At 49.6% G+C, this 12,751-nt stretch carries 12 protein-coding genes; all 12 read left to right on the forward strand.

Going from position 1 to position 12,751, the window contains the following annotated elements; all coding sequences use genetic code 11:
• Positions 1 to 517: pyridoxal-phosphate dependent enzyme (locus tag ACK5NH_RS00805; RefSeq protein ID WP_416917395.1), on the forward strand; the 517-nt coding region annotated here is incomplete at its 5' end.
• Between the two features lie 5 nt (positions 518 to 522).
• Positions 523 to 1,359, forward strand: coding sequence for a tryptophan synthase subunit alpha (gene trpA, locus ACK5NH_RS00810; protein WP_416917396.1), 837 nt, complete (start codon positions 523 to 525; stop codon positions 1,357 to 1,359).
• A gap of 225 nt (positions 1,360 to 1,584) precedes the next feature.
• Positions 1,585 to 2,010, forward strand: coding sequence for a glycerate kinase (locus ACK5NH_RS00815; RefSeq protein ID WP_374920103.1), 426 nt, complete (start codon positions 1,585 to 1,587; stop codon positions 2,008 to 2,010).
• 253 nt (positions 2,011 to 2,263) lie between these two features.
• Positions 2,264 to 2,548, forward strand: coding sequence for a DUF2798 domain-containing protein (locus ACK5NH_RS00820; protein ID WP_011625817.1), 285 nt, complete (start codon positions 2,264 to 2,266; stop codon positions 2,546 to 2,548).
• 579 nt (positions 2,549 to 3,127) lie between these two features.
• Positions 3,128 to 4,609, forward strand: coding sequence for a lysine N(6)-hydroxylase/L-ornithine N(5)-oxygenase family protein (locus ACK5NH_RS00825; RefSeq protein ID WP_416917397.1), 1,482 nt, complete (start codon positions 3,128 to 3,130; stop codon positions 4,607 to 4,609).
• Positions 4,609 to 5,310 carry a GNAT family N-acetyltransferase gene (locus ACK5NH_RS00830; protein WP_416917398.1) on the forward strand — a complete coding sequence of 234 codons (702 nt, stop codon included), beginning with the start codon at positions 4,609 to 4,611 and terminating at the stop codon, positions 5,308 to 5,310. The genes ACK5NH_RS00825 and ACK5NH_RS00830 overlap by 1 nt, the downstream gene beginning before the upstream one ends.
• Entirely contained in the window at positions 5,307 to 7,202 is a 1,896-nt protein-coding gene (locus ACK5NH_RS00835; RefSeq protein WP_416917399.1) for an IucA/IucC family protein, read from the forward strand. The genes ACK5NH_RS00830 and ACK5NH_RS00835 overlap by 4 nt, the downstream gene beginning before the upstream one ends.
• A gap of 98 nt (positions 7,203 to 7,300) precedes the next feature.
• Positions 7,301 to 9,514, forward strand: a complete 2,214-nt coding sequence (locus ACK5NH_RS00840; protein ID WP_416917400.1) for a TonB-dependent siderophore receptor — start codon at positions 7,301 to 7,303, stop codon at positions 9,512 to 9,514.
• Positions 9,515 to 9,607: 93 nt separating this feature from the next.
• Entirely contained in the window at positions 9,608 to 10,636 is a 1,029-nt protein-coding gene (gene fhuF / locus ACK5NH_RS00845) for a siderophore-iron reductase FhuF (RefSeq protein WP_416917401.1), read from the forward strand.
• A 161-nt stretch (positions 10,637 to 10,797) separates the two neighbouring features.
• A complete protein-coding gene (locus ACK5NH_RS00850) occupies positions 10,798 to 11,343 on the forward strand; it encodes a septation protein A (RefSeq protein WP_011716559.1) in 546 nt (181 codons plus the stop codon).
• Positions 11,343 to 11,642: a YciI family protein gene (locus ACK5NH_RS00855; protein ID WP_011072939.1), complete on the forward strand. Its 300-nt coding sequence runs from the start codon at positions 11,343 to 11,345 to the stop codon at positions 11,640 to 11,642. Before ACK5NH_RS00850 ends, ACK5NH_RS00855 begins: the two co-directional genes overlap by 1 nt.
• A complete protein-coding gene (xthA, locus tag ACK5NH_RS00860; RefSeq protein WP_416917402.1) occupies positions 11,642 to 12,454 on the forward strand; it encodes an exodeoxyribonuclease III in 813 nt (270 codons plus the stop codon). Before ACK5NH_RS00855 ends, xthA begins: the two co-directional genes overlap by 1 nt.
• Positions 12,455 to 12,751 lie beyond the last annotated feature (297 nt).

Consider the following 12,751-nt stretch of genomic DNA (forward strand, 5'->3'; position numbering starts at 1 on the left):
CGATGCGGTGATCGCCTGTGTCGGCGGTGGCTCTAATGCCATTGGTATGTTTGCCGACTTTATTGAGGAAACCAGTGTCGAACTGATTGGGGTCGAACCCGCAGGTAAAGGCATTGATACCCATATGCACGGCGCGCCACTCAAACATGGCAAAACCGGGATTTTCTTTGGTATGAAGGCGCCCTTAATGCAGGACAGTGAAGGCCAAATCGAAGAGTCCTATTCGATTTCGGCGGGTCTTGACTTCCCATCCGTCGGCCCGCAACACGCCCATTTGAACGCGATTGGCCGTGCGCGCTACGAATCGGCCACCGATGATGAAGCCCTAGAAGCCTTCCAATTATTGGCTCGTAGCGAAGGGATTATCCCCGCGCTCGAATCGGCCCACGCCCTCGCTTACGCCCTGCGCCTAGCGAAAGAGTGCACCAAAGAGACCATTTTGGTCGTTAACCTCTCGGGCCGAGGCGATAAGGATATTTTCACTGTGTCAGACATTTTAAACGGTAAAGAGGAATAACTAAGATGAGCAGCATTTCAACCCAAACTATCCCTCATCAAGCTGGCCGTTATCACGCAGCGTTTAGCCGTTTAAAAGCCGAAGGCCGCGGCGCTTTTGTGCCCTTTGTTACTTTGGGCGATCCAAGTCCTGAGCTGTCACTGAAAATTATCGACACCTTAGTGCAAAATGGTGCCGATGCGCTGGAATTAGGCTTTCCCTTCTCCGATCCGCTGGCAGACGGCCCTGTTATCCAAGGCGCGAACCTCAGAGCCCTCGCTGCGGGCACGACGCCCACGCAGTGCTTCAACTTATTAGCGCAAATTCGCGCTAAATATCCAGAGCTGCCAATTGGATTATTGCTGTACGCGAACCTCGTATTCGCCAATGGCATCGATGCTTTTTATGCCAAAGCGCAGCAAGCGGGCGTGGACTCAGTGCTTATCGCCGATGTGCCAGTAGAAGAAGCTGCGCCATTTATTCAAGCCGCTAAGGCCCACGGTATCGCGCCGATTTTTATCGCGCCGCCCAATGCCGATAGCGACACCCTTGAAAAAGTAAGTAAAAGTGGCGAAGGCTATACCTATCTATTGTCCCGCGCCGGTGTAACAGGCACTGACACTAAGGCGGGTACGCCCGTTGAAGAAATTTTAGCTAAGCTGCAAGCATTTAATGCGCCGCCACCACTATTAGGCTTTGGGATTGCCGAGCCGGCTCAAGTGAGCGCCGCCATTCAAGCGGGCGCCGCGGGTGCAATTTCTGGCTCAGCCGTAGTTAAAATTATTGAAGCTCATCAACAGAATGAAGCAAAACTGCTGTCCACCTTAGGCGAATTTACCCGCGCGATGAAAGCGGCAACCTAATCGCCTCACCGGAGTGACACAGTATTCAGGGCCAAATCTGCGGATTTGGCCTTTTTTATTGTATTAAGTACCACGGCAAAAACCATGTCGAGCAGAGAACCAACTGCATCTTAAAACTGTCAAACCCAAGGCTTATATTGGGCGCTGAGTCGCATGTCTTAGCGAAAGAGATGTTAATATAGCGCCGGTAACATCGGCAGTTTTGTTATGGTAAATGGACTTTTTATGCAGTATCAAATCTATATTCTCAACGTCACGCCTTGGGGCTGTGGTTTTCAAGGTGAAGTCGCCGCCCAATGTGATAATGGCGCCCCAGTATGGTTTTATTATCAGGGTAGCGATCAACAGGCTAAACAACGTTTTCCAGTGAATCAGTGGGTTAAGGTTGAACTCTTCGGCCGCTTAGCTAAGGCAAACCTACAGACCGACATCATTGAACACCGCCAGAGTCTGCAATTCCCTAAACATAATTGTCACTTTGAGGCATCTGGGCAAATCGTTGAGATCACCCAAACGCCCGATGATACTGTGTATTTACTGCAATCGAGCCTCCCCCTTCCCTTCGATAACGAACTAGGCACTTCACCAATTTCCCGTGGTCATTGGGTCAATGTTACTGGGGAATTATGGGTGACTAACTGGCAAGATTAAGGCTGGATTCAATATTAACGCAGTGCTCGCGTTTTCAGCGCAGGCTTTCCAGAGCGATGGCCAGACACTCAATCGAGGCTAAGAGCAAATAGCTTTTAGGGGATTTTGCCCCTAAAATGGCGAACCGATTGTGCTTAAGGTTGATAAGGTCAATGCCTACGGCGCAATCCCTAACGTCTTTCGCCAAAAAATGCTTTCGCCTAATCTGCTGACCTAAGCAGCTTTTGCAAAAGCGACATCTATTGAGGTTTTAATGTCTAGCGTAAACTCAGTCCCGACTCCCAAGCCCCGCACGATCTTTGGTACGCCTAAGCTACCCGCTAAATACGCTACGGTTGTGATGCCATTTTTTCTCTCAATTTTAATGAGTTGCATCGTGTCAGGGATCAGTACCTTCAACGGTGTCGGTGCATCGGCGCAATTTGTTGAGCTTTGGCTGAGTGCGTGGGGGATCTCATGGGCAGTGGCCTTCCCGACTCTATTGATGGTGCTCCCCTTAGTGCGAAAGTTAACCGCCGCCTTTGTGCAATTACCTTAAACTCACCTCCGTGTTTAATGCCGCTAAAGCCATTTTCTAAAATGGCTTTTATGTTTTTTCTCACTTTGCCCCTAAATCACCTAATAACCTAGTCAAGCACTCGGATTTACAGTCGATTTACACTCAAGATTGGCTCACACTTTCGTTGCTTAAGCCTACGTCCCCCAATGCCAGCAGTCCGAAATAAATCCCTATTCAATCCAAATGTAATTGACTGTTTTATTTTAAATAATTTTTAAAACATCTCCTTAAACATAAGTTTTACACCATTTTTGCTACGGCAATTCCCTCGCAAACAAACCGTATTTCAGCCCTTTATTTCCCAGTCAAAAGTACGACTCTCCCAACAACCTTTAAATGAGAATGATTTGCATTTGTGATTTTTCGAATGCTAATTTATTCGCCGTTGCGCTGAGGTAGTAATCCTCAGCTCATGCGCAACACATGGAACCGATCCTGATCCGCAAGATAAGGGAATGACTCACTCGGCAGAGATAGAGAGAACCACTCCTGGCTTGCCCATCAGCCGATGATGACAACCACAGTTTCGGTTGGCAGCTGGAACTTAAGGAGGCGTAAGTGACTACCCCAAAAAAGGAAAACGATCGCAGGATTTTCGATCTACTCGGTATCGGCATAGGTCCGTTCAATCTCGGATTAGCCGCCCTGAGTGAACCCATCGATGGCTTTAGCTGTTTGTTTCTTGATGCCAAAACCGAGTTTGACTGGCACCCCGGCATGCTGCTCAGCGCTTCTCGGCTGCAAACACCGTTTATGTCCGACTTAGTGACCATGGCCGATCCCACCAGTCGTTATAGTTACCTCAATTTTGCCAAGCAAACTGGCAGGCTGTATCCCTTCTATATCCGTGAAAACTTTTTCCTGCCAAGGAATGAGTATAACCAGTATTGTCAATGGGTTAGCAAACAGCTATCCAATCTGAGATTCGGTTTTAAGGTCACCCAACTAGATTACAACGCCGGTGAAGGTATCTACCATGTTACGGGGGTTGATAGACGCAGCGGCCAGCCCCAAACCTATTTGTGCCGTAAACTGGTGCTCGGCACGGGCACCACACCCTATGTGCCCGACAATTGCCCGATGCATGACCCTCGTGTGATGCACAGCGCCAGCTATATGCAGCAGAAAACCTACCTGCAGAGCCAAAGCGCCATTACCGTGATCGGCAGTGGTCAAAGCGCAGCGGAAATCTTTTACGATCTGCTGCAAGATATTGATACCTATGGTTATCAATTAAATTGGATGACCCGCTCGCCACGCTTCTATCCGCTGGAATACACCAAACTCACCCTAGAAATGACCTCGCCAGATTATGTGGATTACTTCCATGAACTGACGCCAGAGAAACGCAGCCGCTTGATTGCAAATCAAAAGTCCCTCTACAAGGGGATCAATGCCGAGTTAATCAACGATATTTATGATCTGCTTTACCAAAAACGTTTAGTCAGTGATATCCAATGTCAACTGCTGACCAATGTGGCACTCGATAAGATAGAGACCTCGGGCGACAAGCTAACGCTCAAATTCAACCACCTCGAACAGGAATATGCCCTAGAGCAACAGACGGGCGCCGTCGTCTTAGGCACTGGCTATCAATATCGTTTACCCGAATTTATTCAAGGCATTAAATCACAAATTGAATTTGATGATCGCGGCCAACTCGCCATCCAGCGGGATTATGGCATCGATATCAGAGGCGATATTTTTATCCAAAATGCGGGTCTGCATACCCATGGCATCAGCTCACCGGATCTGGGCATGGGCTGCTATCGCAATGCGACGATTCTGCAAGCGGTTTTAGGTTACGCGCCCTATCCGATTGAAGACAGTATCGCCTTCCAAACCTTCGATCCGACTAAGATCCGCGCGCGGCAAAACCAGCACACCAGCAGCACCCATTCAGCCACATCAAGCAAGACTATATATTCAGCGGTGCAACCTGCGCAGCATCGTAATGTTGAGCCACAGGCCGCGCTGCGGATAAGCCCTTCGGGCGGCAGCGTGTCGGTGTTGATGGCACCGCACAAGGAGGCGCAGTAATGGCCAGACATTGGAGCCGCCACTGTGCGGCCTCACTCTCAACACCCATTGTGATTGATGAGTTTGTGTTTAAACCACTCAATCTCCCGCAACAGCTGTCTATGTTGCAGAGCTGGTTTAATCAAGACTATGCCCGCTTTTGGGGGATGCAGGGGATGAGTCTCGATGCACTTGCTCAGGCGATGGCGCCAAGCGAGCACAAGCTCGCGCTGATAGGTGAATGGCAAGCCAAACCGCTGTTTATGGTGGAGTTATACGATCCCGCCCAGGATGAAGTGGGTGAGCACTATGCCGTGGAGCGGCTCGATTGCGGTATGCACCTCATCCTCGCGCCACTTGAGGGCAAGCCTGTTCATGGCTTGTCCGGTCAAGTGATGCAGGCAATTGCCGAGCTCATCCTCGAAAAGCTTGCCTTTAAGCGAATGGTCGTCGAGCCGGATCAGCAAAATCACAAAATTCACCGCTTAAATAGCCAAATTGGGATCCGTTACCAAAAAGCCATTCAACTGCGCAGCAAAGCCGCCTTCCTCGGTTTTTGTAGCGCCCAGAGTCGCCAATTAGCGCAAAAGACCAGCGCACTTTTAATGTCGCGCACTGCAACTCAAGCAACTCAAACTACACATGCAACCCATGCAACCCATGCAACCCATGCAACCCACGCAACCGCTGTTAACCCTATCATTTTGCAGGTAAACCGATGAACTTAGCCACTAACCGCGCATTACTCAAACCATTCACTCAAGCCAACTTCCCCACGCTGGAGGCCACTGCCCACACACACGTCCCCGCCCACTTAATGCCGGAATATTGGCAGGCGGCCAATCGTCATCTAGTGAAGAAAATCCTCTGCGAATTTACCCATGAGAAGATCATCACCCCACAGATATACCGCCAAGCGGCAGGTATCAATCACTATGAACTTAGGCTCAAGGACTGCACCTATTATTTCAGCGCGCGCCATTATCAGCTCGATCACCTTGAGATAGAAACCGGATCGATTCGAGTCAGCAGCGCGGGCCAAGACAAGCCACTCGATGCCATGAGTTTGATTATCCAACTGAAAGATGCCTTGGGCATGAGTGAAACCCTGCTGCCCACTTACCTAGAGGAAATCACTAGCACCCTCTATAGCAAGGCCTACAAGTTGGCCCATCAAGCTATCCCCGCCGCTACACTCGCTAAGGCTGATTATCAAACTATTGAGGCGGGCATGACCGAGGGGCACCCGGTGTTTATCGCCAACAATGGCCGCATTGGTTTTGATATGCAGGACTATTACCAATTTGCCCCCGAGAGTGCCAGCGCGCTTCAGCTAGTGTGGATTGCGGTGCGTAAGGACAAAACCACCTTCTCCGCCCTCGAAGGATTGGACCATGATAGCTTGTTAAAACAGGAGCTTGGTGAACAGTTCACCGCGTTTCAACAACACTTAAGCACACTGGGACATGCGGTCGACGGCTTTTATTTTATGCCCGTTCATCCTTGGCAATGGCGCGAAAAAATTGCCCGCACCTTTGCTGGCGAAATCGCCCGTGGCGACATTATTTATCTCGGCGAGAGCCAAGATTGCTATCAAGTTCAACAATCGATCCGCACCTTCTTTAACTTAACTGCGCCGCAAAAATGCTACGTCAAAACCGCGCTTTCTATCTTAAACATGGGCTTTATGCGCGGGCTTTCGCCGCTGTATATGAGCCGCACCCCGCAGATCAACGCTTGGGTGGCCAACCTTATCGAAAGCGACAGCTATTTTGCCGAGCAAGGTTTTGTGATCCTAAAAGAAATCGCCGCAATCGGTTATCACCACAGGTATTACGAAGAGGCACTCACTCAAGATAGCGCCTATAAGAAAATGCTGTCGGCGTTGTGGCGCGAGAGTCCGTTGCCGCATATTGAGCCGCAGCAAACCCTGATGACCATGGCGGCACTATTACACGTCGATCATCAGGAGCAAGCCCTGCTTGCCGCCTTAATCAAGCACTCGGGCTTAAGCGCTAAGGAGTGGGTCAAGCGCTATCTCAACCTCTACTTATCACCGCTATTACACGCCTTCTTTGCCTACGATCTGGTGTTTATGCCCCATGGTGAAAACCTGATTTTGGTGCTCGACGCCGGCATCCCAGTCAAAATATTGATGAAGGACATCGGCGAAGAAGTCGCAGTACTCAACGGCAACGAGCCACTGCCGCAAGAAGTGCAGCGCCTTGCGGTCGAGCTTGAGGAAGATATGAAGCTCAACTATATCTTGCTTGATATTTTTGACTGTATTTTCCGTTATTTAGCGCCCATTCTGGATAAGCAAACCGACGTCAGCGAAGCGCTATTTTGGGAGTTGGTGGCAGACAATGTACGCGACTATCAAGCCCAGCATCCGCACTTAGTGGACAAATTTGCACAGTACGATCTCTTTAAAGACGGCTTCGTTCGCACTTGCCTGAATCGCATTCAGCTTAATAACAACCAGCAGATGATTGACCTTGCCGACAGAGAAAAAAATCTGCGCTTTGCGGGCGGAATTGATAATCCGCTGGCGGCCTTTAGGCAAAGCCATGCCTTTGGCTCTGCAAATCAGAAGCTTAAACCCAAACCCTAAAGCATTTTTAACCTTGAGTGGGCCTGCGTCCACTCTGGGCACTCGTGTTTGCCCTAAAAATAACACTGTAAATCAACCAACTTAATCAAACACCCTAAATGGAATTTAAGATCATTATTATGAAAACCTTCCCCCTCAACCGCCTCGCAGCGCACTGCCAACTCGCCATCACACGCCCTGAGCTTATCCTCTGCTCTGCCATACTCAGCATGCCCTGTGCTTATGCCGATGCCAGCGACACCCAGAAAAAATCCACTAAAGACATTGAAATCATTAATATCGTTGGCGCTAAGGATCTCCACGATAATCGTTACAAAACTCAGGCGATGAACACGGCAACGGGCTTAGATTTGTCCTATTTAGAGACGCCGCAATCCGTCACCTCGGTCACTCGCCAAATGATGCAAGATCAGCAGTTAAACAGTGTCATCGAAGCCATGACCAGCGTGGCAGGCATCAATGCTAGGCCGATGGATAACGACAGATACAGCATCAGTTCGCGGGGGATTGCGGTCACCAGTATTCTTTACGATGGCGTGCCCACCACCTATGACACCCGTTTTAACTACGGCGATAACCTTATCGATACCGCCATCTACGAGCGGGTGGAAATTGTCCGTGGCGCCACAGGGTTAATGACAGGTGCGGGTAACCCCTCGGCCGCGATTAACCTTATTCGTAAACGCCCAACGCAAGAATTTATGGGCAGCACCTCAGTGAGTGTCGGCTCATGGAACAATCTGCGCGGTATGGTCGATTTATCCAGCGGCTTAAACGACAGTGGCAGCATTCGTGGCCGGGTTGTCGCCGCCTATCAGGATAAAGAATCCTTCCAAGACAGATACGAGCAGCAACGCACCACCCTCTATGGCATTGTTGAAACCGATATTACCGCCAGCACACTGCTTACCTTAGGAGTGGATTATCAAGACACCACGCCCGAAGGCACTATGTCCGGCGGTCTGCCGCTGTTCCACAGTGATGGCAGTCGTACAAATTACGATCGCACTACCTCCACGGCCCCCGATTGGGCCTCGGCGCATACCCAAGGACTCAATACCTTCGCCAGCCTTGAACATCGTTTTGATAACGGTTGGGAGCTAAAAGGCACCTACAGTTACGGCGATAACTCACTGAAATACGATGTACTCTGGGCTACGGGTTATCCTGATCCGGTAACAAACATAGGCGCAACCGCAGGCTCAATCGCCTATGTCGATGGGAGTCGTACTCAACATAACCTCGACTTACGGGCTCAGGGAATGTTTGCCCTGTTTGGCCAAGAACATCAACTCACCTTTGGCTGGACGGGTCAGCGCCAAGAGTTTGCCAACCCTTACTATTATCCTACAGCCGCCGTGCCGCCCTTGGGGGATTTTCGCGATCCTAACTTCCAATATCCAAAACCTCAGTGGAAGGAGACACACACCACGGGCTCCTTCGGCGAGACCGAGCAAAGCGCCGCCTATGTGGCCACGCAGCTCAATCTGACCGATGCCTTGGCATTGCTCGCAGGCCTGCGCCTTAACCAGTGGCAAACCGACCAAGATAACTTTGGTAGCATGTATGATTTCAACGTCGGCAATGAGCTCACCACCTATTTTGGCCTGACCTACGCACTCGGCGAGCAATACTCGCTTTACGCCAGTTATACGGATATTTTCGCGCCGCAAACCTTGCAGCGCATCGATGCCAGTTACATCGATCCTGTCAAAGGTAAAAACTACGAGGCGGGCATCAAAGTCAGCTTGATGGATGAAAGCTTAGATATGTCGTTGTCGGTATTTGAAATTCGCCAAGACAATGTTGGTGAACGCACTGGCGATGTGCTGCCAGGCACCACTATCCCAGTGTATCGGGAGGTTAACGGCACTAAGACCCAAGGCTTTGAGTTTGAATCCACAGGCAAAATCACCGATGACTGGAATATCTACTTCGGCTACACCCAATTCAGTACCGATGATCCTAAGGGCAATCGCATCAACACCACTTCCCCCCGCCAGCAGCTAAAACTCTTTACCACTTATACCTTTAGTGGCGATTGGAACAAGTTGCAGCTTGGCGCTGGGGTCAATTGGCAAAGCCGAGTCTATCAAACAGTGAACTCGCCCTTAGGCAGAGTCGAGGTTGAGCAAAACTCCTATGCATTGGCAAACCTAATGGCAAGTTATGCCTTTACCGAACAGCTAAAGCTGAGCGCCAACGTGCATAACGCCTTGGATAAAACCTATTACAGCCAAGTGGGGCAATTTAGCCAGTACCAATATGGCACCCCGCGCAGCGTGAGCGTGAATTTGGATTATCGCTTCTAACAGACTGACGATAACCAGCTGTTAATCAATGAAAACTGCGGTGAGGTGAGTTGACTCACCGCAGTTTAATCAATTCAAGCCTAAGGAGTGATTATGGCGCGCCAAGGAGAGTCAGCCCCTGCCTTAGTCAAGCTTTCCAGTGAGACTAAACCGAGTCGTACCAAGCACAGCCATACCAAATGCTCGCAAAGTGTAAACCCTGCGAGCACCAAGCAAACAGAACTTGGTTTAACAAAGAGTCAAATGGAGCTAACTAAAGTAGCCAAAGCGTTTAATCAACGACTGGCGCTTCGCGCCCCATTTTATGCCCAGCATTTTGTGGCAACCACTAAGCCCCAAGGACTCAGTGTTGATACTTGGAGTCAGCCAGCAGTTTATCAGCAGCTTTTACTGGATTTTGCCAATGCCTATCCACCTTTGGCAAAAACCACCTCATCCATCCCGTTAGAAAATATTCCCGAGCAGGTATTGCTCAGCCATAGCCATAATTCCAAAGCCCTGCACTCGCTCTGGGGACAGTGGTATTTCGGTCTGTTAGTGCCACCCATGCTGGAGTGGATTATTAACGCGCCGCATTCGCTCGCAAGCACCCTTGAGCAGATTGAGCAGATTGATATAGCGCCTAAGCATTTTTACCTTAGGCCCCACGATTCGGGCAGAGTTGCAGGTTTTGAGTTTCAATTAACCCTAGCCCCCACTCCTCAGGTGAAAGCCGCCATCGTTAAAGCCACGATTTTAAAACCAACCCGCGAGCGACAACTAATCCAATGGATTAAAAACCATCTAATTCCTAGCGTTGAGCGTTTACAGCGCTTAAGCCCGACTCCCGCAAAACTGTACTGGAGCCATTTAGGCTATCTTATTCACTGGTATTTGGGTGAGATGGCATTGTCAAATATTGAATTTGAACGCCTTAAGGAACTGCTATTTAACACAAAATCCTTTGAAGATGGGGAATTGAATCCACTCTATAACAGCATTAATCTGCTGCCCACCTCAGCTGCTGACGCGGACAATATTCGCCGAGTCTGTTGCTTAAGGTATCAACTTGCCAACAGTCATCGCTGCGGCGATTGCCCGTTAGCCACGCGCGCCCAAGCAAAACGCGCCGCACAAGCTTAGCCTTATCGGTCACGGCCCACTTAGTTGTAAGGACAACATGGATTGCAACAGCCGTTGCCGCCGCTTTCATGCAACAGTTAGCAATCGGTCACCTTTCACGGCTTTTTCCCTCTAGTCCCCCGTGCTACACTCAAGCCCACGTCTTCTTAACACGATTATTTATGAAACAACTGCTTGATTTTCTGCCCCTCATTATCTTTTTTGCCGTCTATAAATTTTTCGATATTTATATCGCCAGTGGCGCCTTAATCGCCGCCACCGCACTGCAATTAGTCGTGACCTATGCGCTGTACAAAAAATTGGAGAAGATGCACCTTATTACCTTCGCTATGGTGACTGTGTTTGGTACCCTCACCTTAGTGTTCCATGACGATGCCTTTATCAAGTGGAAAGTCACTATTATTTATGCTTTATTTGCCCTAGCCCTTGGCGTGAGCCAGCTACTCAACAAGTCGATTTTAAAGTCCATGTTGGGTAAAGAGATGAAGGTGGCCGATAAGATTTGGGCACACGTAACTTGGTACTGGGTGAGCTTTTTTGCCATCTGTGGCCTAGTCAATATCTATGTCGCCTTTAGACTGCCGTTAGAAACTTGGGTGAACTTTAAAGTGTTTGGCCTCACCGCCTTAACCCTGATTAATACCGTTATCACCGTCTTTTACCTTTATAAACATCTTCCCGAAGATCAACGCAAGGAACTCAAATAATGTGGTATATGATTTCAGCTCAAGATGTTGAGAACAGCTTAGAAAAACGTTTAGCGGCGCGCCCTGCGCATTTAGCTCGCTTGCAGGAACTGGCCGATGAAGGTCGTTTGTTGGTTGCGGGTCCACACCCCGCTATCGATAGCGAAAATCCTGGCGATGCGGGTTTTAGCGGCTCGTTAGTGGTTGCGGATTTCGATTCGTTAGCCACGGCTCAAGCCTGGGCAGATGCCGATCCTTACTTCGCGGCGGGCGTATATCAAAGCGTTGTGGTAAAACCCTTCAAACGAGTTCTCCCTTAATGAAAATCGTTTCTTTCAATATCAATGGATTGCGTTCTCGCCTGCATCAATTGCAAGCGTTAATCGACAGCCATCAGCCCGACATTATCGGCCTGCAAGAAACCAAAGTGCACGATGAAGCCTTCCCGCTCGCCGAAGTCGAGGCCATGGGCTATCACGTGCATTACCACGGTGGCAAGGCACACTATGGCGTAGCCATGCTCTCCAAAGCCGCCCCACTTAAGGTGCAAAAGGGTTTTGCAACCGATGAAGAAGATGCGCAGCGCCGCATGATTATCGGCACCTTTGCTCAGGCCAATGGCCGTCAGTTAACTGTGTTGAATGGTTATTTCCCTCAGGGCGAAAGCATCGACCATCCGACAAAGTACCCTGCTAAGCGTAAGTTTTATCATGACTTAATGGCGCATCTGCACGCTAATCATAGCAACGATGAAGATATCGCCATCATTGGGGATATCAATATTTCGCCCATCGATTTGGATATCGGCATCGGTGAAGTCAACCGCAAACGTTGGCTAAAAACCGGTAAATGCAGCTTCCAACCCGAAGAGCGTGAATGGCTCAAAACCCTGCAAGATTGGGGATTGGTGGATACCTTCCGTCAACTCCACCCCGACCGCAGCGAGCGTTATTCATGGTTCGATTACCGCAGCAAAGGCTTCGATGATAACCGTGGCCTACGCATCGATGTGATCTTAGCCACGCCGTCACTGGCCGCACGTTTAGTCGAATCCGACGTCGATTACGATCTGCGCGGCATCGATAAACCCTCAGATCACGCGCCAATTTGGAGCACCTTTAAAGAAGCCTAACTCGCTTGGGTGAATCCTTTAATCGATATAAAAAACATCGGCCTAGGCCGATGTTTTTGTTTGAGAGCTTAGATCTTTAAGTACAGGCTTCATAGGCGAGCCATGATATTCGCTCGACGACACGCAGCCAGTCCATCCTTGGATGCTCGACCGCCCCATCCGTGGGGCGGACGGTCGTCTCACTAATCACCATGGATCACCTTTTAGTATCGGCGTAATCTGTAGGTTTTAAAGAAAATATGTGTATTGCTTTGGGACAAAGCGTGTTGGCTCATCAGCTATGACAGGTGAATTTCG

This window comes from Shewanella sp. (assembly GCF_047975355.1).
GTDB lineage: Bacteria > Pseudomonadota > Gammaproteobacteria > Enterobacterales > Shewanellaceae > Shewanella.